Here is a 26,677-nt window from a genome sequence, read left to right on the forward strand (position 1 = left end):
CACGCCAGAATTCAACTCTGTTCCCGAAATGCGTCCGTCCGATCCGTTTTCAAGACCCGACGAGCGATGCGGATATTAAATTTTTTCAATCGCCGCCGGCTAGCGGATCGTGCGGGCCGCCGGTACCCTCGCCGGACGGCGCACCGGCCGCCGCGGCATCGGCCGCCGCGGCAATCTTCGCGCGTGCCGCCGCGACGGCTGCCTGGAACTGCGCGAGGCCATGCCAGCCGGTCGCGCGGCCCAGCCGCTTGCCGCGGTGGAAGAAGAACCACGTCGGCACGCCGTGCAGCCCGAAGCGGCGCCCCAGCTGATGGTGTTCGTACACGTTGCAATGGAACCACTTCAGGCCCAGCGCGCGGATCGCGTCGGGCTGGGCGAGCATCGCCTTCTTCGCGATCTCGCAGTTGAAGCAGTCGACGCCCCAGAAGAACACCACGGCCAGCGCATCGCCCGCGCCGCCGACGGCCGCGTCGAACGTGCCGGCGTCGAGCGCCTGCATGTCGAACGCGTCGAACGCGGCCGGATCGACGCCGGCGGGCACCATGCCGGCCGCCTTACTTCGGCTGGGCCACGGTGACGAGCGCCGGGCGCAGCACGCGGTCGGCGATCATGTAGCCCTTTTGCAGCACCGTGACGACGGTATTCGGCTCCTGCTCGGCCGGCACCATCGAAATGGCCTGGTGCTGGTGCGGATCGAACTTCTCGCCGACCGGGTTGATCGCGACGACGCGGCCCTTCTCGAGCGCGCTCGTCAGCTGGCGCAGCGTCAGCTCGACGCCCTCGCGCACCTTCGCGATGTCGCCGGAGGTATCGCCGACGGCCGCTTCCAGGCTGTCCAGCACCGGCAGCAGGTGTTCCGCGAAGCTCTCGATTGCGAACTTGTGCGCCTTCGACACGTCGTCCTGCGCGCGGCGGCGCACGTTCTCGGTCTCGGCCTTCGCCCGCAGGAAGCTTTCCTGGAGCTCGGCGACCTTGGCTTGAGCCTCCGCGAGCGCCGCGTCGGCGGCTTCGGCGGCGGGTGCGGCGCCTTGCGCCGTCTGCTTCTCGCTGCCGATGTCTTCGGCCGATTGGGTAGCCGGATTCTCTTGCGTGTTTTCCATGTCGCTGAAAGTCGATTAGAGGTTGAAGCCAAATCGGCGACCGCCGGACGTATACCCGGCGGCACCGCACATTACTGGTGCAAATAAGGGCGAAAACTGCGGTTTCAAGTCGGTCATTCGCCGACATTCGCCAATGCCGCGAAACAACCGCGCGTTTTCCGGTGCAGGCGTCGCATAGTCCGCCGGATCGGGCGAAACGGCCTGTAACAACGCTTACCCGGCAAGTACTAGCTCCGCACAGGCCGGCTGAACTACACTCCACTCAAGCGTCGGAAAAGCGTGTTTACCCTAGCTGACCGTCGCCTGACATCCACCTGGCGCCGTTTTCACCCTTGTTCTCGAGGGGAGTACCGTGAAACTGACCTTTGCGATATCGGTGGTCGCGCTGGTACTCATTGCCGGCACCACCACCATCTGCCTGTCGGGAGCCGTCACCGACCGCACGACCGAATACGGAAGCGCGCGGGCGACGTTCGACCAGATGTTCAGCTCCCACCAGAAAATCTGTCGATGATGCGCCGGTCGCGCTTCGTCGGCCGGCCGTGCAGTTCGGCCGCCGGCTCGCGATACGTGCGGCGCCGCTCCAGTTCGGCGAGCCGCGCGGCCCGCCCCGCTTCCGTTTCCGCGTAGAGCGTCTGCGCGACGCTCGCGGGCCCGCGCACGTCGCACACGCCCAGCACGGCAATGTGCCAGACGATGCCGTCGATCGCAATCTCGACCTCGTCGCCCACCCGTACATCCTTCGCCGGCTTGACCGACGCGCCGCCGATCTTCACGTGTCCCTTGTCGACCGCATCGGTCGCGAGCGAGCGCGTCTTGAAGAACCGGGCCGCCCACAGCCATTTGTCGATGCGCAGCTTCGCGCCCGGGTCCGTGGAAATCTTGTAGTTCATGTCAGCCTCCGCCGGGCCGCCCTGTGAAGGCTGACCGCTCCCTCGGAAAACGGCGAACAAAAAGCGCGTGGAAATCGTTTCATCTCAACCCACCGTTTCGGGCTGCGCGGCCTTGACCGGCCAGCCCTGCAGATTCTCCGCGACGATCTCGCCGAGCGCGCCGATCCATGCAGATGCGCCGTTCAGGCACGGAATGCGGTGGAAGGTCTTGCCGCCGCCGGCGAGGAACTCGTCGCGCACTTCCATGCCGATTTCCTCGATCGTCTCCAGGCAATCGGCCGTGAAGCCGGGACAGAACACGTCGGCCCGCCGCACGCCGGCCTCGCCGAATTCGCGCAGCGTCGGCGCGGTGTACGGCTGCAGCCATTCGGCCTTGCCGAAGCGCGACTGGAACGTGATGCGGCATTCGGTGCCCGACAGCCCGAGCGCGGCCATCAGCAAGGCGCCCGTCTGCTGGCACTGGTCGTGATACGGGTCGCCGAGGTCGAGCGTGCGCTTCGGCACGCCGTGGAAACTCAGCACCAGCTTGTCGCCGGCCGCGAAATCGGGCCGGCCGTGCTGCGCCCAGTACTGGCGCACCTGCTCGGCCAGCGCATGGATATAGGCCGGATGGTCGGCGTAGTGCCGCACGGTGCGCACTTCCGGCTGATTGCGCATGCGCGCGAGCGCGTCGAATGCGGCATCGAACGCGGTGGCCGTGGTCGACGCCGAGTATTGCGGATACATCGGCATCAGCAGCACGCGCTCGACGCCCGCGCGCTTGAACTGCGCGAGCGCATGCGAAATGTTCGGGCTGCCGTAGCGCATCGCGTAGTCGACCGTCACGTGATAGCCGTTCGACACGAGCAGGTGCCGCACGCTGTCGGTCTGACGCTCGGTGTACACGCGCAGCGGCGAGCCCTCGGGCATCCAGACGGCCGCGTATTTCTTCGCGGACGCACGGCCGCGCAGCGGCAGGATCAGCGTGCGCAGCAGCACCTGCCAGACGGCCTGCGGGATTTCGACGACCCGCGGATCCGACAGGAATTCGGCCAGGTAGCGCCGCACCGCGCGCGGCGTGGGCGCGTCGGGCGTGCCGAGATTGATCAGCAGCACACCGATACGATGGGCGGCCGCGATACTCGAAGGCGGCTCAAGATCGAAACGCATGGGCAAGAACGTGCTCGGGGCACGGGACCGGACGGCCCTCAATTATAGCGGGCCGCCCCGTGCCGTTCGGCCGACTGTCGCCGCAAGCGGCGCCGCGGCACGATAGCGGGGCGGGATCGGGCTGGCGATCGCCGGCCATCGCCGGTCATTGCTGGCTCAGCGTGAGCGACAGCAGGCGCGCGGTGATGTCGACGATCGGGATCACGCGGTTGTACGCCATGCGGGTCGGCCCGATCACGCCGAGCGTGCCGACGATCTGCCCATTCACCTCGTACGGCGCGGTGACGACGCTCATTTCCTCGATCGGCACGAGCGTCGATTCGCCGCCGATGAAGATCTGCACGCCCTGGGCGTGGCTCGATACATCGAGCAATTGCAGGAGGCCCGTCTTTTGGTCGAATACGTCGAACAGCTTGCGCAGCCGCGCCATGTCGGACGACAGGTCCGCCACTTCGAGCAGGTTGCGCTCGCCGGAAATCAGCACGGTGTCCTCGGTGTCCGGCACCTCGGTGCTGGCCGTCACGGCCGCGTGCATCAGCGTCGTCATGTCGCCGCGCAGCTGGTCGATCTCGTCGCGCAGGCGGCGGCGCACCTCGTCGAACGACAGGCCGGCGAAATGCGCATTGATGTAGTTGGACGCCTCGGTCAGCTGCGACGGCGAATAGTCGCGCGGCGTCGCGAGCATGCGGTTCTGCACGTCGCCCTCGGGCGTGACGATGATCAGCAGGATGCGCTTGTCGGACAGGCGCATGAACTCGATCTGCTTGAACACGTGGCTGCGGCGCGGCGTCAGCACGACGCCCGCGAACTGCGACAGGTTCGACAGCACGCTCGCGGCGGCCGCGACCACCCGCTGCTGCGGCTCGCCGGCCTGCAGCGTGTTCTGCACCTGGCGCGCGACGGCCTCGGCGTCGATCGGCGCCTCGACCGTCAGCATCGTATCGACGAACAGCCGGTAGCCGCGCGGCGTCGGCACACGGCCGGCCGACGTGTGCGGGCTCGACACGAGGCCGAGCTCCTCCAGGTCGGACATCACGTTGCGGATCGTCGCCGGGCTCAGCTCGAGCCCGGAGTAACGGGACAACGTGCGCGATCCGACTGGCTGACCGTCGGCGATATACCGTTCGATCAGGGTTTTCAGGAGGGTTCGTGCGCGAGGATCTAGCATGGTGGAAAATTTTAGCGCAACGGCGCGACCGCGGCGAGTGGCGTCGGCCACCGTTGCGCGGGCCGGGCCGATCCGGCCCCGTCGGGGCACTGCCGGTTCTTTTCGTCAACGAGCTATGGTGTAATGCCGGCATGAAAACCGGTAATCAGTTCAAGACTGTCGCGCTCGTCGGCCGGAGCAACACGCCCGGCATCGCCGAGCCGCTCGCCACGCTGGCGGACAGCATCGCCACGCTCGGCTTCGAGGTCGTCTTCGAAGGCGAGACCGCGCGGGAAATCGGCATCGCCGGCTACCCGGCGCTCACCCCGGCCGAAATCGGGGCGCGAGCAGACGTGGCGATCGTGCTCGGCGGCGATGGCACGATGCTCGGCATCGGCCGCCAGCTTGCGCCATACCGGACACCGCTGATCGGGATCAACCACGGGCGGCTCGGCTTCATCACCGACATCGCGGCATCCGACATGCACGCGCTCGTGCCCGTGCTGCTGGCCGGCAAGTTCGAGCGCGAGGAGCGCTCGCTGCTCGAGGCGCGGATCATGCGCGACGGCGAACCGATCTACCACGCGCTCGCGTTCAACGACGTCGTCGTGAACCGCAGCGGCTTCTCCGGGATGGTCGAGCTGCGCGCGTCGGTCGACGGCCGCTACATGTACAACCAGCGCTCGGACGGCCTGATCGTCGCGACGCCCACCGGCTCGACCGCGTATGCGCTGTCGTCGGCCGGCCCGATCCTCCATCCGCAGCTGGCGGGCATCGTGCTCGTGCCGATCGCACCGCACGCGCTGTCGAACCGGCCGATCGTGCTGCCCGACGATTCGAAGATCGCGATCCAGATCGTCGGCGGCCGCGACGTCAACGTGAACTTCGACATGCAGTCGTTCACGTCGCTCGAACTGAACGATACGATCGAGGTGCGCCGCTCGAAGCACACGGTGCCGTTCCTGCACCCGATCGGCTACAGCTACTACACGACGCTGCGCAAGAAGCTGCACTGGAACGAACACGCATCGAACGAAGACGACAAGGCGTCCTGACGCACCACCGCCCCGACACCATGCTCCGCCACCTCTCGATCCGCGACTTCGTCATCGTCGCCGCGCTCGATCTCGAATTCGACAGCGGCTTTTCCGTCTTTTCCGGCGAAACCGGCGCCGGCAAATCGATCCTGATCGATGCCCTCGCCCTCGCGCTCGGCGAACGCGCCGACGCGAGCGTCGTGCGCACCGGCTGCGGCCGCGCCGACATCACGGCCGAATTCACGCCGCACGACCGCGTCGCGCGCTGGCTCGACGAACACGCGTTCGACGCCGAGGACACCGTGATGCTGCGCCGCGTGATCGACGTGAACGGCCGCTCGCGCGCGTTCATCAACGGCACCAGCGCGACGCTCGCGCAGCTGCGCGAACTCGGCGAGATGCTCGTCGACATCCACGGCCAGCACGCGCACCAGCTGCTGATGCGGCCCGACGCGCAGCGCGAGCTGTTCGACACGCACGCGGGGCTCGTCGCCGATGCCGCGAACGTCGCGCGCGCGTGGCGCATGTGGCGCGACGCGACGCAGGCGATCGACGCCGCGAAGGCGCACGAGCGCGAGTTGCAGCTCGAACGCGAAAAGCTCGCGTGGCAGCTCGCCGAACTCGACAAGCTCGCGCCGCAAGCCGGCGAATGGGACGAAGTCAGCAACGAACACAAGCGCCTGTCGCATTCGGCGAACCTGATCGAAGGCGTGCGCGGCGCGCTCAACGCGCTGTCCGAGTCCGACGACGCGATGCTCGCGCAGCTCGGCGCGATCGTGTCGAAGCTGCGCAGCCTGGCCGACTACGACACCGCGCTCGGCGATGCGCTCGCGTCGCTGGAGCCGGCCGAGATCCAGTTGCAGGAAGCCGTCTATTCGCTGTCGCACTACGCACAGCGCGTCGATCTCGACCCGGAGCGGCTCGCGCAGGTCGAAACGCGTCTCGACGCGCTGCACTCGACCGCCCGCAAGTTCCGGCTGCCGCCCGACACGCTGCACGAAGAGCATGCGGCGCGCCGCGCGCAGCTCGCCGCGCTCGATGCGGCCGCCGATCTGGGCACGCTCGAGGCGGCGCAGGCCAAGGCGCGGGAAGCCTATCTCGCCGACGCCAAACGCCTGTCGAAGGCGCGCGCTCAGGCCGCCAAGGCGCTCGGCACGGCCGTCACGGCCGGCATGCAGGAATTGTCGATGGCGGGCGGCAGCTTCGAAGTCGCGCTCGTGCCGCTCGCCGACGGCGGCCCGCACGGGCTCGAGCAGGTCGAATTCCGCGTGGCCGGGCACCCGGGCGTGCCGCTGCGGCCGCTCGCGAAAGTCGCGTCGGGCGGCGAACTCGCGCGGATCAGTCTCGCACTCGCGGTGATCGCGAGCGCGGCGAGCCCGACGCCGACGCTGATCTTCGACGAAGTCGATACGGGGATCGGCGGCGGCGTCGCCGAAGTGGTCGGCCGCCTGCTGCACCAGCTCGGGCGCGACCGGCAGGTGCTGTGCGTGACGCACCTGCCGCAGGTCGCCGCGCGCGGCGACCATCATTTCCAGGTGGCGAAGGGCGCCGACGAGCGCGGCGGCACGGTATCGTCGGTCGTCCCGCTCGACAAGGCGAGCCGGGTCGAGGAAGTCGCGCGGATGCTCGGCGGGCTCGAGATCACCGCGACGACGCGCAAGCACGCAAAGGAAATGCTGGCGGCCTGACCGGCTCGCAAGCGGGCCGCCCGTCGAAGCGGCGCGCGGCGTCCGCGCGACGGAAGCGCCGCTGTCCGTTGCCGCGGCAGGCGGCGCGGCGCGTGACGGCCACCCGCGGCTTCCGCCGTCACGGCAAGCCCGCACCGCGGCCGCGGCCGCGCTTACTTGCTCTTGCACATCGCATGCATGTTCGCGACACCCTTCTCGCGCCATGCCGCCCACTCGCCGCCCGTCCCGGGCATGTCACCGAGCACCCACCAGCCGTTGAGCCAGGTCTTGCCCGCATGGCTGACCTCGTGGCACGGCGTCGCGTAAGTCCTCTTCGGATCCCATGCGGCCGCGCCCTCGCCCGCCGACGCACGCACGGTCACGTCGTGAGCCGCGTTCGCGGTGCGGCCCTGTGCATCGGTCACCACCAGCCTGAACGCATAACGACGCTCGTCGACCGCCTTCGGCGCGGTGAACGTCGCGGTCGCGCCGTTCTGGGCGATCGACACCCCGGCCGGCCCCGTCCACGCATACGTCAGCCCCTTGCCCGTCGACGACGCGCCGGACAGCGTAACCGTCGCGCCGCCGTCGACCGACGCCGGCCCGCTGATCGCCGCGCGCGGCGGCGCGATGACCTCCTGCGCCTTCACCTTGACGACGTGCGTGGCCCGCGCCGTATAGCCGTTTTTATTGCTCACGGTCAGCTCGAACGCGAATTCGCGGTCCTGTTCGAGCGTCGGCGCGACAAAGCGCAGCTCCGCGCCGTCCGGCCGTGCGTCGATGCCGGCCGGCACCGTCCACGCGTGGCGCAGCGACTCGCCGGCCGACGCGGCGCCCGACAGCACGACCGCCGCGCCCGCGGCCGCGTGCTGCGGGCCGGTCACCACCGCCCGCGGCAGCAGCAGGCCGTCGTTCGTCACGTCGACCACGGCGCCGTCGGGCCCGACCGACTGGACGGTGATGATCTTGCCCGACAGCGTGTCATGCAACGCGTGGCCCGGCATCAGCGGCGCGTCCTTCATCCCTGCCGGGCTGCCGGGCATCGCATCGACCAGCGTATTCGTCACGACGTTGCCGGCATGCGCGACGGTCCGCACGATCACGCCGTTGACGAACGGATCGTCCGACTTCCAGTCGTCGAAGCCGCGCTGCGGCTGACGAAACTCGAGCCACAGCGTCGAACCGTCGGCGCGCGCGATGCGGTACGCCTTCGCACCGGGCGCATCGCCCCACAGCGGGGCGAGCCGGTAGGTGCCGTCCGCGTTGATCTCCGGCACGTCGGCCGCGCCGAGCCAGCCGGCGAACAGCTGATAGCTCGCCGGATACAGGCGCCGGCCGCCGCCGCCCATCGTGTCGGCCGGGTCGTCGATCTTGCCGGCGCGGCATGCACCGCCGATCTCGACCGTGCCGCCCGGCGTCGGGCAATCGACCAGCGAGCCCGGATGCTTCGCGCCGAGGTTGTGCCCGAATTCGTGCGACCACATCCAGTAGCCGTGGCCGCTCGCGTTCGACAGGATCCAGTTGCCCGGCGTCGCCGCCAGCGCGCCCCAGCCGCAATGGCTCATTTTCGGCAGGTCGACGAACAGATAGTTGAACTTGTCGGGGTTCACGCCGCGCGCGAGCGCGGCGTTGCGTGCAGCCGTGCGGATCGCGCCGGCGTCGCAGGTCGCCGGCCGCTCGCCGAGATTGACGCTGTCGAGCGTCTGCCCGTGCAGCGTCAGCTTGCCGCGCGACGCGACCTCGAGATAGCGCCGCAGCGACGCATAATCGTCGCCGTCGCCGAACACCGCCTTGCGCACGACCTCGCCGTCGGCCGGCTTCGAGTCGTTGAAGTGGGTCACCATCAGCAGCACGGACTTGTCGCCGAGCAGCGGACGCTGCGACGGCGCGATCGACACGGCCGACTTCCAGATCGACGACGGCTGGCCGCGCAGGTTCTGCGTCGCGACGCCGGCGCCGCCGTCGCGCGGGGCCAGCACCTCGGCAGTCCGGCCGGTATTGGCCCGGTACCGGTTGCCGAACACCATCTGGCCGTCCAGGCCGCGGTCCGGCCGCCAGTCGCGCATCGTCTGGTCGCCCTCGCTGCAGACGCCGACCGCCACGCGCCCCATGCCGGTATCGCCGGCGGCCGAGTGCAGGCACATCTTCGTGCCGCGCGCGGCGCTCGCGCCGGTGTTGACGATGCGCTGGAAACCGTCGCGCGGCTCGAAGGTCCAGTCCTGTGCGGCACCGCCGTCGCATGCGGCGAGCACCGCCGCGTTGTCGGCCGGCCGCCATGCGAGGCACTGGCCGTCGCCGCGCGACAGGTTCGTGAGGGTCGTGGAAGCCGGCTCGGCGGCACCGGCGGAAGCGGAGAACAGTCCGGCGGCAGCCGCGGACAGCGCCGTCGTGGCGAAGGCAAGGCGAAACGGTTTCAAGATGGTACGGGCTCGTTGAGGGCGCGCGGCGCCGGTTGAACGGAAAGCCCACATTCTTTCGATCCAGGCGCTGCCGCTCAAACAATCTCAAACGATTCTCAACGCGGCCGGACCGGCCGCCCCGCACGACAGCCGGCGCCGTGCCCGCCGCCCGTCACGCGCCCCCGAACACGCGTTCCCACAGCGCCGTCACGGCCGCCCGCTCGTCGGCCACCAGGGCCGGCTCGACGCGCGCCTTCTCCATCCCGTCGAGCCGCAGCTTGTGCTGCAGCTTGCGGTATTTGCGGTACGCCGCGCCGACGCGCTCGGCCTCGTCCTCGCCCATCAGCCCGAAGCGCGCGACCTCGCGCAGCAGCGCGATGTTGCCGGTATTGCGGATCAGCTCGGCGTCGCTCGACGCATGCAGCAGCACCCAGTACTGGACGATGAACTCGATGTCGACCATCCCGCCGCGATCGTGCTTCAGGTCGAACAGCTCGGTGTGGTTCGGATGGCCGGCGAACACCTTGCCGCGCATGTCGACGATCTCCTTCGCGAGCACGCCGCCGTCGCGCGGCGTCGTCAGCACCTGCTGGCGGATCGCCTCGAAGTCCGCGCCGATCTGCGCGTCGCCCGCGCTGTAGCGGGCGCGCGTCAGCGCCTGGTGCTCCCACACCCACGCGGTGTTGGCGGCGTCGCCCTCGCGCAGCTGATAGCGGCGAAACGCGTCGAGATCGGTGACGAGCAGCCCGGCCTCGCCGTTCGGCCGCAGCCGCAGGTCGATGTCGAACAGCGCGCCCGCGCCGGTCGCGGTCGTGAGCCACGTGATCAGGCGCCGCGTGAAGGTCGTGTAGACGTCCGCCGAGCGCTCGTCCGGATCGTCGTACAGGAAGATCAGGTCGAGATCCGACGCGTAGCCGAGCTCCTTGCCGCCGAGCTTGCCGTACGCGATCACCGCGAACCTCGGCACGTCGCGATGGCGCTTCGCGAGCTGCGACCAGACCACTTCGATCGTCACGTCGAGCACCGCGTCGGCCAGCTCGGACAACCGGTCGCTCACGTGCTCGACCGACAGTTGCCCGGCCAGATCGATCAGCAGGATCCGGAACACCTCCGCGTGCTGCGCGTGGCGCAGCAGGTCCATCTGCTGCTCGGGGCCGTCGGCCGCCGCGAGCCGCGCGCGCAGCGCGTCCTTGAACGCGGGCCAGTCGAACGGGCTCGCGATCGCCTCGTCGTCGAGCAGCTCGTCGAGCAGTTGCGGATGGCGGATCAGGTAGCCGCCGCCCCAACGCGTCGCGCCGAGCACCGACAGCACGCGATCGAGCGCGGCCGGATATTCGGTCAGCAGCGCGAGATAGACGCCGCGCCGGCTGACCGTCTCCAGCAGATCGAACAGGCGCACGATCGTGTCGTCGCGACGCGCGGCGTCGATCTTCGGCGCGGCGTCGAGCGCGCGCTGCGCGACGCTGTCGAAGCGCTGCCGGCTCTTTTCCGGCAGCCCGGTGTAGCGCGACGATTGCCAGATCGCGCGCAGCCGCGCGAGCACGGCGGCCGGATCGGCGAAGCCCAGGCCGTCGAGGCGCGCGACCAGCGCGTCGTCCTCGCCGTCGTCGGCCAGCGCGCCGCTCCAGATCCACGCGGCCGCCGTGTCGTCGCCGGCCGCGCAGGGCGCGCCGCTCGCCTTGTCGGCGAAAATCTGGTCGAACTGCGCTTCGACGAACGTGCGGTGGCCGTCCAGCACCGTCATCAGCGCCGCGTAATCGGCAAACCCGAGCGACGCGGCCAGCGCCGCACGCTCGTCGGGCTCGACCGGCATCGCGTGCGTCTGCGCATCGTTGCGGTACTGCAGCCGGTGCTCGAGCGTGCGCAGGAAGTTGTACGCGTCGGTCAGGCGCTCGCGCACGTCCTCGCCGATCAGCCCGCGCGCCTGCGCATGGCGCAGCACCGCGAGCGTCGGCCGCACGCGGAATTCCGCATCCTGGCCGCCGCGGATCAACTGGAACACCTGCGCGCTGAACTCGATCTCGCGAATCCCGCCGCGCCCGAGCTTGATGTCGTCGGCCTTGTCGGGCCGCATCGACGCGCGCCGCGCGGCTTCGTGCCGGATCTGCTGATGCAGCGACCGGATCGCGCCGATCACACCGAAATCGAGATAGCGGCGGTAGACGAACGGCTTGACGATCGATTCCAGCTGCGCCGCCAGCCGCTGCGCCGCGTCGCTGTCGCCTTCCGACACGAGCCGCCCCTTGATCCATGCATAGCGCTCCCACTCGCGCCCCTGCACGTAGAAATATTCCTCGAGCATGCCGATGCTGCAGACGAGCGGCCCCGAATCGCCGTTCGGGCGCAGCCGCATGTCGACGCGAAACACGTAGCCGTCGGCCGTGACCTCGGACAGCACGCCGATCAGGCGCCGGCCGAGCCGCGTGAAGTATTCCTGCGTGGACAGCGGCGAACGCGTGCCGCCGGTGGTCTCGCCGTCGTCCTCGTAGACGAAGATCAGGTCGATGTCCGACGACACGTTCAGTTCGCGGCCGCCGAGCTTGCCCATCCCGACCACGCCGAGCGCGACGCGCTGGCCGTCGGCGCCGCGCGGCTCGCCGTACAGCGCCTCGAGTTCGGCCGACAGCAGCGCGAGCGAGCGCTGCACGGCCACTTCGGCGAGATCGGTCATCGCGCCCGTGACCTCGGCGACGTCCGCCAGCCCGCGCAGGTCGCGCTCCGCGACCGCGCCGAACGCCTCGGCGCGCAACTGCCGCAGCGCGCGCTTCAGTTGTTCGTCGCCCGGCGCGGCCGTGCCGGCGGGCGTCGCGAGCAACTCGGTCAAGCGCGCGTCGAGCTGCGCGCGGCCGAGCGGCGCGGCCGCCCACGCGGCGACCTGCTCGGCCAGCGCGGGCCGCGCGGCAGCCGCGCGGGCAAGGTATCGGGAATAGGACGTGCTGATCAGGGCGGAAGCGTCGGTCATCGAGAAGCGGGCCTGGCGGAAAGGCCGGCGGGCAGCGGGCCGGCGCGTGCGCGCCCCGCTGCCCGCCGGCCCCATGGACTCGGCGCGGCCTCGCCGGACGCGCGTGCGCCCGTCGCGACACCGCGCGCCGGAAAGCCCGTGCCGTGCTGCCCCAACGGCCGCCGGCACGAACCCGTGTGATACATTTCAACGTCAGTCTGCAAAACTACCATATCGCCGCCCGTCCGCCGCATGTCCGACCGTCAGGAATCCGCCGTAGCTGCGCCCGAAGCGGGACCTCCGAAGCACGATCATCCGGTCCTGCGTCGCGTGTTCAGGGTGACGCTGGCAGTCGGGATCGGCACCTACTTCGTCGCGGCCGGCGCCTTCCTCGGGCTGCGCTACGTGCTGCTGCCCCGCATCGACGAATTCCGCCCGCGCATCGAGCGCGCCGTGTCCGACAAGCTCCACGCGCAGCTTTCGATCGGCAAGCTTTCCCCGAACTGGTCCGGCATGCAGCCGGGCGTCGAACTCACGAACCTGACGATCCGCGGCCGTGACGGCCAGGTCGCGCTGTCGGTGCCGCACGCGACGGCTGCGCTGTCGTGGATGTCGCTGCTGCGGCTGTCGCCCGCGCTGTCGAGCCTGATCGTCGACCAGCCCGACCTCGTCGTCGCGCGTGCGACCGACGGCTCGCTGAGCGTCGCGGGCGTCGGCGTCGCGACCACCCACGGCGGCAACGACACGTTCGGCACCTGGTTGCTGAAGCAGGAGGCGATCGTGCTGCGCGGCGGCACGCTGCGCTGGCGCGACGCGCAGCACGCCGCACCGGAGCTGGTGCTGTCGGGCATCCGGATCGCGGTGCTCAACGACGGCCGCGTGCACAAGGTCGCGCTGCAGGCGCCCGCGAACGGCACGCTGCTGCTCGGCCCGCTCGATTTCCGCGCGCGCTTCAAGCACAAGCCGCTCGCGCCGATCGGCAAACCGGCGAACTGGACCGGCGACGCCTACCTGTCGACCGGCCCCGTCGACCTGCAGACGCTGACGCGCTATCTCGACGTGCCGCTCACGATCCACGCGGGCCGGATCGACAACGCGATCTGGGCGACCTTCGGCGACGGCCACCTGCACTCGGCGGGCGGCGACCTGCAAGGCGCCGACGTCGCGCTGCGCGTGCGCCCGACGCAGCCGCGGCTCGACGTGCCGACGGTCGGCTTCGGCTGGGACATGGTGCTCGATGCGGGCCACGACTACACGCTGCACCTGACGCGCTTCAATGCGGAGCTCGGCCAGCCGCCGCTGCCGGACGGCACGCCGCTCGCCCGCTCGCTCGCGCTGTCGACGCTGACGGCGCGCTACCGCGTGCCGACCGCGAACCAGGGGCAACTGCTCAGCGTGGTCGGCGACCGCGTCGATCTCGGCATCCTCAGCGAATTCATCCGCGGGCTGCCGCTGCCGGCGCGCCTGCGCAACGAGCTGATCAAGATCGACCCGCGCGGGATGGTGTCGAACTATCACATCGAGGTCGAGCGCGCGAAACCCGCGCATGCCGATCTCGTCGACGAGGAGCGGCGCATGGGCGCCGCGCCGATCGTCCGCTACCGCTTCCTCGGCGATCTGCAAGGCATCAGCTTCGCCGCGCAGGAGCCGCCGCCCGGGCTCTCGCCGCGCGGCCACCCGCGCGCCGGCTGGCCGGGCGTCGAGAACCTGTGGGGCCGCGTCGATGCGAACGAGACGGGCGGCGCCGCGCATATCGACACGGTCAACGCGGCGGTCACCGTGCCCGGCGAATTCGACGAGCCGCGCCTGACGTTCGACCGGCTGCGCGGCAACGCCAAATGGACGATCACGCCCGCGCCCGGCGACAAGCACGCGCGCGTCGACGTGTCGCTGCCCGACTTCCTCGTGTCGAACCCCGATGCCGAAATCGCGGTGTCGGGCTCGTACACGAACCCCGGCCACGGCCGCGGCTCGCTCGACCTGCGCGCCGAGTTCGCGCGCGCGTCGGTCGCGCGCATTCCGCGCTACCTGCCGACCGGGATGTCCGAGCACCTGCGCGACTATCTCGGCCACGCACTGCAGGACGGCAAGGTGACCAAGGGTGCGTCGATCGTCGCGCGCGGCCCGCTCGAGAAATTCCCGTTCGAACACGAGCCGGACGCCGGCGTGTTCCACATCGTCGCGCCGTTCACCGGCGGCCGCTTCGAGCCGACGCCGTACCCGCCGCGCAAGCTCGCGAACGGCACGCCGAGCGTCTGGCCCGCGCTCGACGGGATCGACGGCGTGTTCGAGCTCGCGCAGAACAAGCTGCGCTTCGACATCGCGCGCGCGCACTACAAGCACGTCGCGCTGACGAAGGTCACCGGCCGCATCGACGATCTCGGCAATCCGTCGCACTCGCCGCTGATCATCGACGGCCACGCGCAGGGCCCGCTCGCCGACCTGATCGACTACGCGGACAACAGCTCGCTCGGCACGATGAGCGGCCACATCGGCCAGCGCATCGATGCGCAGGGCCCCGCGTCGCTCGCGCTCAAGATCACGATTCCGCAGCACGTCCCCCATCCGCACACGCACGTCGAAGGCGCGCTCGCGTTCGGCGGCAACACGCTGTCGACCAGCGGCGTGCCGCCGTTGTCGGCGCTGCGCGGCAGCGTCCGCTTCACCGAGGCCGGCGCGTCGCTGCACGCGCTGTCGGGGCGCTTCCTCGGCGGCCCGGTGCGCGCGAACGGCACCTTCCAGTCGCACGGCCCGTACGCGGTGGACGTCGACGGCCGGCTCGCGCTCGACGCCGCGCGCGGCCTGAACCTGCACGGCGCGGCCGCCGCGCTGCTCGAGCACGTGGTCGGCGACGCGCCGTACAAGGTCGCGGTGCGCGGCGCGCCGGGCCGCCTGCCCGACGTCAGCGCGCAATCCGACCTGACCGGGGTGGCACTGAACTTCCCGGCACCGTTCGCGAAACCGGCCGGCACGCCGATGCCGTTCCGCTTCACGCTGCAGCCGGCGCCGCAGGCGGACGGCAAACGCCTCGAACACGCCGACCTGACGCTCGGCCCGGTGACCGCGACCTACCTGCTCGACGCGACGCGCGGCCAGCCGCTGCGCGCGGTACGCGGCGCGATGGGCATCCACCGGATGCCCGACATGCCGCAGGACGGCGTGAGCGCGGCCGTCGACGTCAACGAGCTCGACGCCGACGCGTGGCTCGCGCTGGCCCGCACGCTGCAGCCCGACACGCCGCGCGCACCGGAGCCGCCGGCCGCGCCGCGCATCGATTTCGCGAGCTTCACGCCGAAGCGCTTCGCGCTCCACTTCGGCACGCTGAAGCTGCTCAAGCGCAACTGGGAGAACGTGATCATCGGCGCGTCGCACGTCGACGACCTCTGGCAGGCGAACATCGCATCGAACCAGGTGTCGGGCTACCTGTCGTGGGCGCCTGGCGGCGGTCACAACGGCGCGGGCGTGCTGAACGCGCGGCTCGCGAAGCTCGTCGTGCCGCAGAGTGCGCAGCACGACCTCGTCGGCCGCGCGATGAACCTGCCGACGCCGACCGACCGCCCGATGCCGTCGATCGACCTGATCGTCGATCAGGTCGTCGCACGCGATCACGACATCGGCCGGCTCGTCGTCAACGCGCGCAACCTCGACGAGGACGGCACACCCGTGTGGCAGCTCGACAAGCTGGAACTGTCGAACCCGGCCGCGAAGCTCACGGCGACCGGCAACTGGCGCACGTCGCGCCGCGCGCTCGCCCGCGGCGCCGGCGAAAACGACGCGCCGCGCCGCACCGTGTTCGACTTCAAGCTCGACATCGACAACGCGGGCGCGCTGCTCGACCGCGTCGGCCTGCCGCGCACGCTCGCGGGCGGTCACGGCTCGGTCACGGGCAAGGTCGGCTGGCACGGCGGCCCGACCGCGCTCGACTTCCCGTCGCTCGGCGGCCAGGTCGCGGTCGACCTCGAACACGGGCAGATCCTGAAGGTCGATCCGGGCGCGGCGAAACTGCTCGGCGTGCTGAGCCTGCAGAGCCTCGCGCGCTTCCTGACGCTGAACTTCCGCGACGTGGTCGGCAAGGGGCTGCCGTTCGACAAGATCACCGGTACCGGCCGGATTTCGAACGGGATCGCGCGCACCGACGACTTCTCGATGATGACGGGCCCCGCGAACGTCACGGTGCGCGGCGCGGTCGATCTCGGCGCCGAGACGCAGGATCTGCATGCGCATGTCGCGCCGAAGATCAGCGCGGGCGCGGCCGCGATCGGGGCGGCCATCATCAACCCGCTGCTCGGCGTCGGCGTGCTGGCCGCGAACTACGCGCTGTCGGAGACGCTGTCGCACGCGTTCGCGCTCGACTACGCGATCACCGGCTCGTGGGCGCACCCGCACATCGAGCGGGTGCGCAGCGATCAGGGTAAGATGAATCACGGTCCGGCCGATGCGGCGAGCCATTGAGCGCGCATCGAACCGCGCAAGGCGCCGGGCCGCACCCCATTTATGACGCAACCGATTCCGCGATGACCGACCACGCCCGTTCCGCCACGCCCTTCCGGGTCGCCGCGCTGCAGATGGTGAGCACGCCGGACGTCACACGCAATCTCGCCGAAGCGCGCCGCCTGATCGCGGAAGCCGCCGGCGAAGGCGCGCAGCTCGTGCTGCTGCCCGAGTATTTCTGCTTCATGGGCCACCGCGACACCGACAAGCTCGCGCTTGCCGAACCGTACCGGGACGGCCCGATCCAGCAGTTCCTCGCCGACGCCGCGCGCCGCCACGGCATCTGGGTGATCGGCGGCACGCTGCCGCTGAAGGCGCCGGAACCCGATCGCGTGCTGAACACGACGCTGGTGTTCGATCCGTCCGGCAACGAGGTCGCCCGCTACGACAAGATCCACCTGTTCAACTTCGAGAAAGGCGACGAATCGTTCGACGAGGCGCGCACGATCCGTGCGGGCGACACGGTCGTCACGTTCGACGCGCCCTTCGGGCAGGTCGGCCTGTCGGTCTGTTACGATCTCCGCTTTCCGGAGCTGTATCGCCGCATGGGCGACTGCGCGCTGATGGTCGTGCCGTCGGCGTTTACGTATACGACGGGCCGCGCGCACTGGGAAACGCTGCTGCGCGCGCGGGCCGTCGAGAACCAGTGCTACGTGCTCGCGGCCGCGCAGGGCGGCAAGCACGAGAACGGCCGGCGCACGTGGGGCCACAGCATGCTGATCGACCCGTGGGGCGAGCTCGTCGCGGTGCGCGACGAGGGCGCGAGCGTCGTGCTCGGCACGCTCGATCCGCAGCGCATCGCCGACGTACGCCAGAGCCTGCCCGCGTGGCGGCACCGCGTGCTGACCTGAATCCGCCGCACCGCTTGAAACGCCGCGCGGCCCACCCATCTGCCCGGCAGCACCCGACAACTTTTTGAGAACTCCCGATATCCGCATGAACATCATCGAACCCGGCATCCGCAACCTCGCGCTGGCGAAGGACATCCTGCTCACGCCGTACGGCCTCGACGAAAGCCTGCTCACGCGCACGATCGCCGACATCTTCACGCATCGCGTCGACTACGCGGACCTGTACTTCCAGGCGACCCGCAGCGAAGCGTGGAGCCTCGAGGAAGGCATCGTCAAATCGGGCAGCTTCAGCATCGACCAGGGCGTCGGCGTGCGCGCGGTCGCGGGCGACCGCACCGCGTTCGCGTACTCGGACGACCTGTCGCCCGAAGCGATCGCGCAAGCCGCCGCTGCCACCAAGGCGATCGCGGCAGCCGGCGGCGGCCGCCAGAAGATCAAGGCGGCCACGTCGCTGACGGGCATCTCGGGCCGCGACCTGTACCTGCCGTCCGACCCGCTCGCGTCGCTCGACGCGACGGCCAAGGTCAAGCTGCTCGAACGCATCGAGCAGATGGCACGCGGGCGCGACCCGCGCGTCACGCAGGTGATGGCCGGCCTCGCCGGCGAATACGACGTCGTGCTGGTCGCGCGCAGCGACGGCGCGCTCGCGGCTGACATCCGGCCGCTCGTGCGCGTGTCGGTCACGGTGATCGCCGAACAGAACGGCCGCCGCGAGATCGGCTCGGGCGGCGGCGGCGGCCGCTTCGACTACGGCTACTTCACCGATGAAATCCTGTCGCGCTACGTCGACGACGCCGTGCACGCGGCGCTCGTCAACCTCGACGCGCGCCCCGCGCCGGCCGGCGCGATGACGGTCGTGCTCGGGCCGGGCTGGCCGGGCGTGCTGCTGCACGAGGCGATCGGCCACGGTCTCGAAGGCGACTTCAACCGCAAGGGCTCGTCCGCGTTCGCGGGCCGGATCGGCGAGCAGGTCGCCGCGAAGGGCGTGACCGTCGTTGACGACGGCACGCTGCCGAACCGCCGCGGCTCGCTGAACATCGACGACGAAGGCAACCCGACGCAGTGCACGACGCTGATCGAGGACGGCATCCTGAAGGGCTACATCCAGGACACGCTGAACGCGCGCCTGATGAAGATGCCGGTCACGGGCAACGCGCGGCGCGAGTCGTACGCGGCGCTGCCGATGCCGCGCATGACGAACACGTACATGCTGAACGGCGACAAGGATCCGCAGGAAATCCTCGCGTCGGTGAAGCACGGCCTGTACGCGGTGAACTTCGGCGGCGGCCAGGTCGACATCACGAACGGCAAGTTCGTGTTCTCGGCGTCCGAGGCGTACATGATCGAGAACGGCAAGATCACCTACCCGGTCAAGGGCGCGACGCTGATCGGCAGCGGCCCGGAATCGCTGAAGTACGTGAGCATGATCGGCAACGACATGTCGCTCGACACGGGCGTCGGCGTGTGCGGCAAGGAAGGCCAGAGCGTGCCGGTGGGCGTCGGCCAGCCGACCCTGCGGATCGACAAGATGACGGTCGGCGGTACGGCATAACCGCATCGCAGCGCAGACAATCCGCGCATTTTGAAGAAAACGCGCGGATTGTCCGCATTTTCGACGCCTCCTGGTTGCCAGCCGCCCGGGGACCGGGTATAAATTCCGAATCAACTTTTTTGACGAGCCGAATTTCCGTCATGTCCGCCAAGTTTTACTTTTACTTTTTTTGGTATCTCAGACCGCTGGCGGATCGAGAGGGTTGATGGCGCGTAACGCGCAACCGAAATTCCCGAAAAAACCGCCGGCGAACCCGGCGGTTTTTTTTCGCCCTTCGCCAGCCGGTCGCCGCCGCAGCGGTCCCGTAGCCCCGACCGGCACCACTGAATTGCCTGAATCGATGAATCTGCCGCACGCCCACTGACCGAACGGCGCCCGGAACCAAGGAGAAACAGCATGCCCCCGCACAACACCGACGACGTCCGCATCCGCGAACTCAAGGAACTGACGCCGCCCGCCCACCTGATCCGCGAATTCGCGTGCTCCGAAGCCGCGTCCGAACTGATCTACCACTCGCGCCAGTCGATGCACCGCATCCTGCACGGGATGGACGACCGGCTGATCGTCGTGATCGGGCCGTGCTCGATCCATGACACGAAGGCGGCGATCGAATACGCGGGCCGGCTCGTGAAGGAACGCGAGCGCTTCAAGGGCGAGCTGGAAATCGTGATGCGCGTGTACTTCGAGAAGCCGCGCACGACGGTCGGCTGGAAGGGGCTCATCAACGATCCGCACCTCGACAACAGCTTCAAGATCAACGAAGGGCTGCGCACCGCGCGCGAGCTGCTGCTGCAGATCAACGAAATGGGGCTGCCGGCCGCAACCGAATACCTCGACATGATCAGCCCGCAGTACATCGCCGACCTGATCTCGTGGGGCGCGATCGGCGCGCGCACGACCGAGTCGCAGGTGCACCGCGAGCTCGCGTCGGGGCTGTCGTGCCCGGTCGGCTTCAAGAACGGCACCGACGGCAACGTGAAGATCGCGGTCGACGCGATCAAGGCCGCGTCGCAACCGCACCATTTCCTGTCGGTGACGAAGGGCGGCCATTCGGCGATCGTGTCGACGGCCGGCAACGAGGATTGCCACGTGATCCTGCGCGGCGGCAAGGCGCCGAACTACGACGCGGACAGCGTGAACGCCGCCTGCGCGGACATCGGCAAGGCCGGCCTCGCCGCACGCCTGATGATCGACGCGAGCCACGCGAACAGCTCGAAGAAGCACGAGAACCAGATCCCGGTGTGTGCCGACATCGGCCGCCAGATCGCGGCCGGCGACGAACGCATCGTCGGCGTGATGATCGAGTCGCACCTCGTCGAGGGCCGCCAGGACCTGAAGGAAGGCTGCGCGCTGACCTACGGCCAGAGCATCACCGACGCGTGCATCGCGTGGGACGACAGCGTGAAGGTGCTCGAAGGCCTCGCGGAATCGGTCAAGGCACGCCGCGTCGCGCGCGGCAGCGGCAACTGAAGGACGCCCACCGGCTGACCGTATGGCCCCGCCTGGCGGCGGATTGGCCATGCGGCCAGGCTGCGGTCGGCGTGTCGCTCTGCTAGACTAGCTAACATCATCTAGCTAACCACAGGATCGACCATGCCGATCGTCAACATGCACGATGCCAAGTCGCGGCTTTCAAGCCTCGTTGAAGCGCTGGAATTGGGGCGGGAATCCGAAGTCGTGATCGCCCGCAATGGTCATCCGGTCGCCCGGATCGTTCCTTACGCCGCGCCGAAGCGGATCGGCGCAGCCCGTCAGTTGCTTGCCGGACTGAACATCCCGACCACCGTCGAAGCATTCAATGCCGGCGATGAATCGATCGCCGCCGACTTCGATGCCAGCTCGGACCAAGGGCTCGCACCGTGAAGCTGCTGCTCGATACGCACATCGCGCTCTGGGCGGCTGAAGGCGCGCCGCAACTTTCGGCAACCGCGGCCGCATTGATCGAGGATCCCCAGAACACGCTGTACGTCAGTGCCGCATCCATCTGGGAAATTGCAATCAAGTATCGCAAGGGCAACCTCCCCGTTCATCCGCGGGATGCCCGTTCAGCGTTCCGGCTCGCCGGTTTTGCGGAGTTGCCAATCAGCAGCGATCACGCGGAGGCGGTCACCGCGTTGCCGGATTTCCCGGACCATGCCGATCCGTTCGACCGCGTGATGGTCGCGCAGGCGCTACACGAAGGCATGCCGCTCGTCAGTGCCGATCCGAAGGTGTGGCGCTACCACGCCACGCTGATGTTGCGCGCCTGAAGTCGCCCGTACAGTGTTGCAAGTAAAAAGCCCGGCTCGCGCCGGGCTTCGTCATTGCGTCGTTGCGCCGGCTGAAACCGGCCGTCAGCACCTCACTCGAGCGCGCCCGAACCGAAGATCTCGGTGTTCACGCGTTCCGGCGCGACGCCGAGGGAGACGAGCGCATCGCGCTGCGCCTTCATGAACGCGACCGGGCCGCAGATGTAGTAATCGGCGTCCGGCACCAGCGCGTATTGCTTCACGCGCTCCGACGTGAGGCGCCCTTCGAGGTCGTGATCGACACCGGCACGGTCGTTCGGGCCTACCAGCTCGTACAGCACCGTGCGCTTCACGTTCGCGTGCTCGCGCGCCGCGTCGTTCAGCCAGTCGCGGAACGCGTGCACCGCACCCGAACGGCACGCGTGGACGAACCGTACTTCGCGCCGGCTGCCTTCGGCGATCAGCGTCGACGCCATCGACATCATCGGCGTGATGCCGACCCCGCCCGAGATCAGCACGACCGGCGTATCCACGTCGCGCTTCAGCGAGAAGTCGCCCATCGGCGCCGTGACCTCGACGATCGCGCCCTCTTCCACGTCGTCGTGCATCAGCGTCGACACCTTGCCGGCCGGAATCGCTTCCGGCTTGCCGGCCTCGCGCTTCACCGAGATGCGCAGCCACTTGCCGTGCGGCGCATCGGACAGGCTGTACTGGCGCGGCTGATCGACGCCGAGATCGCCGACGAAGCGCTTCACCGTGACGTACTGGCCCGGCTCGAACGTCGGCGCGTCGCCGGCGTCGGCGGGCGTCAGGTAGAACGACGTGATCTCGTCGCTTTCACGCACCTTGCGCGCGACCTTGAACGGGCGGAAGCCGCTCCATGCGGCGTTCGCGTACAGGTCGGCCTCGGCGCCGATCATGATCTGCGCGAGCTGGCCGTACGCGACGCGCCACGCTTCGAGCGTATCGGCATCGACCGCGTCGCCGAGCACTTCGACGATCGACGCGAGCAGGTTCTCGCCGACGATCGGGTAATGCTCGGGACGTATATTCAGGCTCGCGTGCTTGTGCGAGATGCGCGACACCGCGCCGCCCAGCGCGCCGAGGTTGTCGATGTTGGCCGCATACGCATAGACGGCCTTCGCGAGCGTCTCGGGCTGGCTGCCGGTCTTCTGGTGCGTCTGGTTGAACAGGTTCTTCAGTTCCGGATGACGCGCGAACATGCGCTGATAGAAATGCTTCGTGATCGTCGCGCCGTGCTCGGCAAGGACGGGGGCGGTGGCCTTCACACGGGCCATCTGGTCAGCGGTGATGTGGGTCATGTTCGTTCTCCGTTAAACATGCACATACAATACATGTTTAAAAGCAATCGCCCGCCGGGCAAATTGTCGCAGTGCGCAAAAACGTGACGGCGCGCTAGCGGACGCGCCCGCGCTCCCACAGCACGTCGGCGCCACCGCCGGCGCGGTTCAGCACGCGCGCCAGCACGAACAGCAGGTCGGACAGCCGGTTCACGTACCGCCGCGGCGCATCATTGAGCGTGTCGCCGCGCCCGAGCGCGACGATCGAGCGCTCCGCGCGGCGGCACACGGTTCGGCAGACGTGCGCGAGCGATGCCGCGCGCGAGCCGGCCGGCAGGATGAATTCCTTCAGCGGCGGCAGCGTCGCGTTGTAGTCGGCGAGCCACTGATCGAGGCGCGCGAGATGCGTATCGTCGAGCACCGTGTGGCCGGGAATGCACAGCTCGCCGCCGAGATCGAACAGGTCGTGCTGGATCGTGACGAGCGCCGTGCGCACGTCGTCCGGCAGCGTCTCGGCCAGCAGCACGCCGAGATTCGAGTTCAGTTCGTCGACGTCGCCGATCGCGGCGATCCGCGCGTCGTCCTTGCCGATGCGCCGCCCGTCGCCGAGCCCGGTGGTGCCGTCGTCGCCCGTGCGCGTCGCGATCTTGCTCAAGCGGTTGCCCATGCGAATGTCCTCTCGTGCGCGGCCGCCACGCGGCCCGGTTGGCTGGAACACAATTATCGCAGCCCGCGGCGGGAGGCGCAGCGGACGTTACAGCGTAGAATGGGCCGAAAGTTCGACAAGCAGTCAGGAGACATTCGTGAATCACCCTGCCCCGCCGGTCGCCACGCGCCGCCCGCTGCCCCCCGCCATGCTCGATGCGCTGCGCGCCGCTTTCGGCGAGCGCGTGTCGACCGCCGACGCGGTTCGCGCCCATCACGGCCGCGACGAATCCCCGTTCGATCCGCAACTGCCCGACGCCGTCGTGTTCGCGCGCAGTACCGACGACGTGCGCGAAGTCGTGTCGCTGTGCTCGCTCTACAGCGTGCCGCTGATCCCGTACGGCGCCGGCTCGTCGCTCGAAGGCCACCTGCTCGCGGTGCGCGGCGGCGTGTCGCTCGACCTGTCGGAAATGAACCGCGTGCTGTCGATCAACGCCGAAGACCTGACCGTGACGGTCGAGCCGGGCATCACGCGCAAGGCGCTCAACGAAGCGCTGCGCGACACCGGCCTGTTCTTCCCGATCGATCCGGGCGCCGACGCCAGCATCGGCGGGATGACCGCGACCCGCGCATCGGGCACCAATGCCGTGCGCTACGGCACGATGCGCGAGAACGTGCTCGGCCTGACCGCGGTGCTCGCGGACGGCCGCGTAGTCAAAACCGGCTCGCGCGCGCGCAAGTCGTCGGCCGGCTACGACCTCACGCGGCTGTTCGTCGGGTCCGAAGGCACGCTCGGCGTGATCACCGAGATCACGCTGCGCCTGCACCCGCTGCCCGAGGCTGTGTCGGCCGCGATCTGCACGTTCCCGACGATGGGCGACGCGGTCCGCACCGTGATCGAGACGATCCAGATCGGCGTGCCGATCGCGCGCGTCGAATTCGTCGATGCGCTCGCGGTGCGCTCGATCAACCGTCACTCGAACCTGACGCTGACCGAAGCACCGACGCTGTTCTTCGAATTCCACGGCACCGACGCCGGCGTGAAGGAACAGGCCGAACTCGTGCAGGCGCTCGCCGGCCAGAACGCCGGCCAGGGCTTCGAATGGGCGACGCGCCCCGAGGATCGCACGCGGCTCTGGTCCGCGCGCCACAACGCGTACTTCGCGATGCTGCAGCTGAAACCGGGCTGCCGTGCGGTGACGACCGACGTGTGCGTGCCGATCTCGCAGCTCGCCGCATGCGTCGAGGAAACCGAGGTCGACCTGCGCGCGTCGTCGCTGCCCTGCCCGATCGTCGGCCACGTCGGCGACGGCAATTTCCACGTCGCGATCCTGATCGATCCCGACAAGCCCGAGGAGCTCGCCGAAGCCGAGCACATCAACGACCGGATCGTCGAGCGCGCGCTGCGGCTGGGCGGCACCTGCACGGGCGAGCACGGCGTCGGGCTGCACAAGATGCGCTTCCTGCCGAAGGAGCACGGCGACAACGCGATCGACACGATGCGCGCGATCAAGCTCGCGCTCGATCCGCGCAACCTGATGAATCCGGGCAAGATCTTCACGTGCTGACCCGGCGGCGCGAGCTCGCGCCCCACGCAGGAGGCCCTATGAACGCTCCCGTCGAACTGTCGAGCGCCGCACGCGCGCAGCGCCAGCGCGAAGTCGTGCAGGCGCTGATGGCCGTGCTGCCGACGCACTGCCTGCTGTACCGCGACGAGGACACGGCGCCGTACGAATGCGACGGCCTGTCCGCGTACCGCCGGCTGCCGCTCGCGGTCGCGTTGCCGGAAACCGAATCGCAGGTGCAGCGGATCGTGCAGATCTGCCGCCGCATGGAAGTGCCGATCGTGCCGCGCGGCGCCGGTACGAGCCTGTCGGGCGGCGCGCTGCCGATCGCACTCGGCGTCGTGCTGTCGCTCGCGCGCTTCACGCGCATCGTCGAAGTCGACCCGTACGCGCGCACGGCGATCGTGCAGCCCGGCGTGCGCAACCTCGCGATCTCGGAAGCGGCCGCGCCGTATGGCCTCTATTACGCACCCGATCCGTCGTCGCAGATCGCCTGCACGATCGGCGGCAACGTCGCGGAAAATTCCGGCGGCGTCCACTGCCTGAAATACGGGCTGACCGTGCACAACGTGATGCGCGTGCGCGCGGTGACGATCGACGGCGAGGTCGTCGAATTCGGCTCGCTCGCACTCGACATGCCCGGTCTCGACCTGCTCGCGGTGATGATCGGCAGCGAAGGGATGTTCGCGATCGTCACCGAGGTCACGGTGAAGCTGATCCCGAAACCGCAGACCGCGCAGCTCGTGATGGCGAGCTTCGACGACGTCATCAAGGGCGGCGAGGCGGTGGCGGCGATCATCGCGTCGGGCATCATCCCGGCCGGGCTCGAAATGATGGACAAGCCGGCCACGCAGGCCGTCGAGGCGTTCACGCACGCGGGCTACGACCTCGACGCGAAGGCAATCCTGCTGTGCGAATCGGACGGCACGCCGGAAGAAGTCGCCGAGGAAATCGTGCGGATGACGGCCGTGCTGCGCGAACACGGCGCGACGCGCATCCAGGTGTCGCGCAACGAAAGCGAGCGGCTGCGCTTCTGGTCCGGCCGCAAGAACGCGTTCCCGGCCGCCGGCCGCATTTCCGCCGATTATTACTGCATGGACGGCACCGTGCCGCGCCGCGCGATCGGCCCGCTGCTCGCGCGCATCGAGCAGCTCGAAACGCGCCACGGGCTGCGCTGCATCAACGTGTTCCATGCGGGCGACGGCAACATGCATCCGCTGATCCTGTACAACGCGAACGATCCGGACGAGCTGCACCGCGCCGAGCAGTTCGGCGCGGAAATCCTCGAATGCTGCGTGGAATTCGGCGGCAGCGTGACGGGCGAGCACGGCGTCGGCATCGAAAAACTCAATTCGATGTGCGTGCAGTTCTCGCCGCAGGAGCGCGATGCGTTCTTCGCGGTCAAGCGCGCATTCGATCCGGCCGGGCTGCTGAACCCGGACAAGGGCATCCCGACCCGCGCGCGCTGCGCCGAATACGGGCGCCAGCACGTGCGCGGCGGGCTGCTGCCGCACCCCGACCTACCGCGCTTCTGAGCGGCGCGCGCGGGTCGCGGCCCGCACCGGTGGCCGCGCCGCGGCGGTCTGCCGTGCCCGCGCGGCGCGTTCGCGTGCCGGCGCGAGCATGCCGCATGCGACACGGGGCTTAGGGATAGTCACGATGTGGAATCGCGCCACCCCGGTACAATCGACCGGACAACGAGACGAGAAAG

21 protein-coding genes are annotated in these 26,677 nt (G+C 69.2%); 11 read left to right on the forward strand and 10 right to left on the reverse strand.

What is annotated here, in order from left to right:
* Positions 1 to 85: 85 nt before the first annotated feature.
* The gene (locus HWX03_RS13040; protein ID WP_175871505.1) at positions 86 to 544 is read right to left on the reverse strand and encodes a thioredoxin family protein; all 459 of its coding nucleotides are present in this window, start codon (positions 542 to 544) and stop codon (positions 86 to 88) included.
* A 10-nt stretch (positions 545 to 554) separates the two neighbouring features.
* Positions 555 to 1,100: a nucleotide exchange factor GrpE gene (gene grpE / locus HWX03_RS13045; RefSeq protein ID WP_174388791.1), complete on the reverse strand. Its 546-nt coding sequence runs from the start codon at positions 1,098 to 1,100 to the stop codon at positions 555 to 557.
* 352 nt (positions 1,101 to 1,452) lie between these two features.
* Here grpE and HWX03_RS13050 point away from each other — a divergent pair, with 352 nt between their 5' ends.
* Positions 1,453 to 1,614 (forward strand): hypothetical protein, encoded by a 162-nt coding sequence (locus tag HWX03_RS13050; RefSeq protein ID WP_006476841.1) that lies wholly within the window; start codon positions 1,453 to 1,455, stop codon positions 1,612 to 1,614.
* On the opposite strand, the gene HWX03_RS13055 is transcribed toward HWX03_RS13050, so the two are convergent.
* The 3 genes from HWX03_RS13055 to hrcA form a co-directional block, all read right to left on the reverse strand.
* Positions 1,586 to 1,993 (reverse strand): RNA-binding S4 domain-containing protein, encoded by a 408-nt coding sequence (locus tag HWX03_RS13055; protein WP_175871506.1) that lies wholly within the window; start codon positions 1,991 to 1,993, stop codon positions 1,586 to 1,588. The two genes, HWX03_RS13050 and HWX03_RS13055, sit on opposite strands and share 29 nt — an antisense overlap.
* A gap of 84 nt (positions 1,994 to 2,077) precedes the next feature.
* Entirely contained in the window at positions 2,078 to 3,142 is a 1,065-nt protein-coding gene (gene hemH / locus HWX03_RS13060) for a ferrochelatase (protein WP_174433007.1), read from the reverse strand.
* A 145-nt stretch (positions 3,143 to 3,287) separates the two neighbouring features.
* On the reverse strand, positions 3,288 to 4,310 hold the full coding sequence (gene hrcA, locus HWX03_RS13065; RefSeq protein WP_011544637.1) for a heat-inducible transcriptional repressor HrcA: 1,023 nt from the start codon (positions 4,308 to 4,310) through the stop codon (positions 3,288 to 3,290).
* 131 nt (positions 4,311 to 4,441) lie between these two features.
* On the opposite strand from hrcA, the gene HWX03_RS13070 reads away from it, so the two are divergent.
* Positions 4,442 to 5,344: an NAD kinase gene (locus HWX03_RS13070; protein WP_175820514.1), complete on the forward strand. Its 903-nt coding sequence runs from the start codon at positions 4,442 to 4,444 to the stop codon at positions 5,342 to 5,344.
* 20 nt (positions 5,345 to 5,364) lie between these two features.
* Positions 5,365 to 7,014, forward strand: a complete 1,650-nt coding sequence (recN, locus tag HWX03_RS13075) for a DNA repair protein RecN (protein ID WP_175871507.1) — start codon at positions 5,365 to 5,367, stop codon at positions 7,012 to 7,014.
* Between the two features lie 152 nt (positions 7,015 to 7,166).
* On the opposite strand, the gene HWX03_RS13080 is transcribed toward recN, so the two are convergent.
* Together HWX03_RS13080 and glnE are read right to left on the reverse strand one after the other, a co-directional pair.
* Positions 7,167 to 9,410, reverse strand: coding sequence for a putative Ig domain-containing protein (locus HWX03_RS13080; RefSeq protein WP_244132636.1), 2,244 nt, complete (start codon positions 9,408 to 9,410; stop codon positions 7,167 to 7,169).
* A gap of 154 nt (positions 9,411 to 9,564) precedes the next feature.
* Entirely contained in the window at positions 9,565 to 12,354 is a 2,790-nt protein-coding gene (glnE, locus tag HWX03_RS13085; RefSeq protein WP_175871509.1) for a bifunctional [glutamate--ammonia ligase]-adenylyl-L-tyrosine phosphorylase/[glutamate--ammonia-ligase] adenylyltransferase, read from the reverse strand.
* A gap of 231 nt (positions 12,355 to 12,585) precedes the next feature.
* Here glnE and HWX03_RS13090 point away from each other — a divergent pair, with 231 nt between their 5' ends.
* From HWX03_RS13090 to tldD, 3 genes are all read left to right on the forward strand, one after another.
* On the forward strand, positions 12,586 to 16,785 hold the full coding sequence (locus tag HWX03_RS13090; protein ID WP_175871510.1) for a YhdP family protein: 4,200 nt from the start codon (positions 12,586 to 12,588) through the stop codon (positions 16,783 to 16,785).
* A gap of 62 nt (positions 16,786 to 16,847) precedes the next feature.
* Positions 16,848 to 17,675 (forward strand): carbon-nitrogen hydrolase family protein, encoded by an 828-nt coding sequence (locus HWX03_RS13095; RefSeq protein WP_175820519.1) that lies wholly within the window; start codon positions 16,848 to 16,850, stop codon positions 17,673 to 17,675.
* 85 nt (positions 17,676 to 17,760) lie between these two features.
* Complete coding sequence (tldD, locus tag HWX03_RS13100) at positions 17,761 to 19,227, forward strand: metalloprotease TldD (protein WP_174388782.1); 1,467 nt, start codon at positions 17,761 to 17,763, stop codon at positions 19,225 to 19,227.
* A gap of 110 nt (positions 19,228 to 19,337) precedes the next feature.
* Here the strand turns inward: tldD and HWX03_RS13105 are convergent, their stop codons facing one another.
* Entirely contained in the window at positions 19,338 to 19,625 is a 288-nt protein-coding gene (locus tag HWX03_RS13105; protein ID WP_175871511.1) for a hypothetical protein, read from the reverse strand.
* Between HWX03_RS13105 and aroG the strand changes: the two genes are divergently transcribed.
* From aroG to HWX03_RS13120, 3 genes are all read left to right on the forward strand, one after another.
* On the forward strand, positions 19,624 to 20,697 hold the full coding sequence (gene aroG / locus HWX03_RS13110) for a 3-deoxy-7-phosphoheptulonate synthase AroG (protein WP_006476851.1): 1,074 nt from the start codon (positions 19,624 to 19,626) through the stop codon (positions 20,695 to 20,697). The genes HWX03_RS13105 and aroG overlap by 2 nt on opposite strands.
* Before the next feature lie 123 nt (positions 20,698 to 20,820).
* A complete protein-coding gene (locus HWX03_RS13115) occupies positions 20,821 to 21,090 on the forward strand; it encodes a type II toxin-antitoxin system Phd/YefM family antitoxin (RefSeq protein WP_175820522.1) in 270 nt (89 codons plus the stop codon).
* A complete protein-coding gene (locus HWX03_RS13120; RefSeq protein ID WP_175871512.1) occupies positions 21,087 to 21,476 on the forward strand; it encodes a type II toxin-antitoxin system VapC family toxin in 390 nt (129 codons plus the stop codon). Before HWX03_RS13115 ends, HWX03_RS13120 begins: the two co-directional genes overlap by 4 nt.
* Positions 21,477 to 21,568: 92 nt before the next feature.
* Here the strand turns inward: HWX03_RS13120 and hmpA are convergent, their stop codons facing one another.
* Complete coding sequence (gene hmpA / locus HWX03_RS13125) at positions 21,569 to 22,777, reverse strand: NO-inducible flavohemoprotein (protein WP_175871513.1); 1,209 nt, start codon at positions 22,775 to 22,777, stop codon at positions 21,569 to 21,571.
* A 94-nt stretch (positions 22,778 to 22,871) separates the two neighbouring features.
* Positions 22,872 to 23,423: a cob(I)yrinic acid a,c-diamide adenosyltransferase gene (locus tag HWX03_RS13130; protein WP_174388779.1), complete on the reverse strand. Its 552-nt coding sequence runs from the start codon at positions 23,421 to 23,423 to the stop codon at positions 22,872 to 22,874.
* A gap of 136 nt (positions 23,424 to 23,559) precedes the next feature.
* Here HWX03_RS13130 and HWX03_RS13135 point away from each other — a divergent pair, with 136 nt between their 5' ends.
* Together HWX03_RS13135 and HWX03_RS13140 are read left to right on the forward strand one after the other, a co-directional pair.
* A complete protein-coding gene (locus tag HWX03_RS13135) occupies positions 23,560 to 24,969 on the forward strand; it encodes an FAD-linked oxidase C-terminal domain-containing protein (RefSeq protein WP_175820526.1) in 1,410 nt (469 codons plus the stop codon).
* A 38-nt stretch (positions 24,970 to 25,007) separates the two neighbouring features.
* On the forward strand, positions 25,008 to 26,501 hold the full coding sequence (locus HWX03_RS13140; protein ID WP_175871514.1) for an FAD-linked oxidase C-terminal domain-containing protein: 1,494 nt from the start codon (positions 25,008 to 25,010) through the stop codon (positions 26,499 to 26,501).
* Positions 26,502 to 26,677: the final 176 nt, after the last annotated feature.

This window comes from Burkholderia sp. BCC0397 (assembly GCF_902832865.1).
GTDB lineage: Bacteria > Pseudomonadota > Gammaproteobacteria > Burkholderiales > Burkholderiaceae > Burkholderia.

What these genes read in the sequence shown, in the direction of transcription:
- HWX03_RS13070 (WP_175820514.1), top strand. Translation starts at nt 4,442, where the DNA reads ATGAAAACCGGTAATCAGTTCAAGACTGTCGCGCTCGTCGGCCGGAGC.
- HWX03_RS13095 (WP_175820519.1), top strand. Translation starts at nt 16,848, where the DNA reads ATGACCGACCACGCCCGTTCCGCCACGCCCTTCCGGGTCGCCGCGCTG.
- hmpA (WP_175871513.1), bottom strand. Translation starts at nt 22,777, where the DNA reads ATGACCCACATCACCGCTGACCAGATGGCCCGTGTGAAGGCCACCGCC.
- HWX03_RS13105 (WP_175871511.1), bottom strand. Translation starts at nt 19,625, where the DNA reads ATGCTGTTTCTCCTTGGTTCCGGGCGCCGTTCGGTCAGTGGGCGTGCG.
- hemH (WP_174433007.1), bottom strand. Translation starts at nt 3,142, where the DNA reads ATGCGTTTCGATCTTGAGCCGCCTTCGAGTATCGCGGCCGCCCATCGT.
- HWX03_RS13055 (WP_175871506.1), bottom strand. Translation starts at nt 1,993, where the DNA reads ATGAACTACAAGATTTCCACGGACCCGGGCGCGAAGCTGCGCATCGAC.
- HWX03_RS13130 (WP_174388779.1), bottom strand. Translation starts at nt 23,423, where the DNA reads ATGGGCAACCGCTTGAGCAAGATCGCGACGCGCACGGGCGACGACGGC.
- hrcA (WP_011544637.1), bottom strand. Translation starts at nt 4,310, where the DNA reads ATGCTAGATCCTCGCGCACGAACCCTCCTGAAAACCCTGATCGAACGG.
- tldD (WP_174388782.1), top strand. Translation starts at nt 17,761, where the DNA reads ATGAACATCATCGAACCCGGCATCCGCAACCTCGCGCTGGCGAAGGAC.
- HWX03_RS13040 (WP_175871505.1), bottom strand. Translation starts at nt 544, where the DNA reads ATGGTGCCCGCCGGCGTCGATCCGGCCGCGTTCGACGCGTTCGACATG.
- recN (WP_175871507.1), top strand. Translation starts at nt 5,365, where the DNA reads ATGCTCCGCCACCTCTCGATCCGCGACTTCGTCATCGTCGCCGCGCTC.
- HWX03_RS13140 (WP_175871514.1), top strand. Translation starts at nt 25,008, where the DNA reads ATGAACGCTCCCGTCGAACTGTCGAGCGCCGCACGCGCGCAGCGCCAG.
- glnE (WP_175871509.1), bottom strand. Translation starts at nt 12,354, where the DNA reads ATGACCGACGCTTCCGCCCTGATCAGCACGTCCTATTCCCGATACCTT.
- aroG (WP_006476851.1), top strand. Translation starts at nt 19,624, where the DNA reads ATGCCCCCGCACAACACCGACGACGTCCGCATCCGCGAACTCAAGGAA.
- grpE (WP_174388791.1), bottom strand. Translation starts at nt 1,100, where the DNA reads ATGGAAAACACGCAAGAGAATCCGGCTACCCAATCGGCCGAAGACATC.
- HWX03_RS13090 (WP_175871510.1), top strand. Translation starts at nt 12,586, where the DNA reads ATGTCCGACCGTCAGGAATCCGCCGTAGCTGCGCCCGAAGCGGGACCT.
- HWX03_RS13115 (WP_175820522.1), top strand. Translation starts at nt 20,821, where the DNA reads ATGCCGATCGTCAACATGCACGATGCCAAGTCGCGGCTTTCAAGCCTC.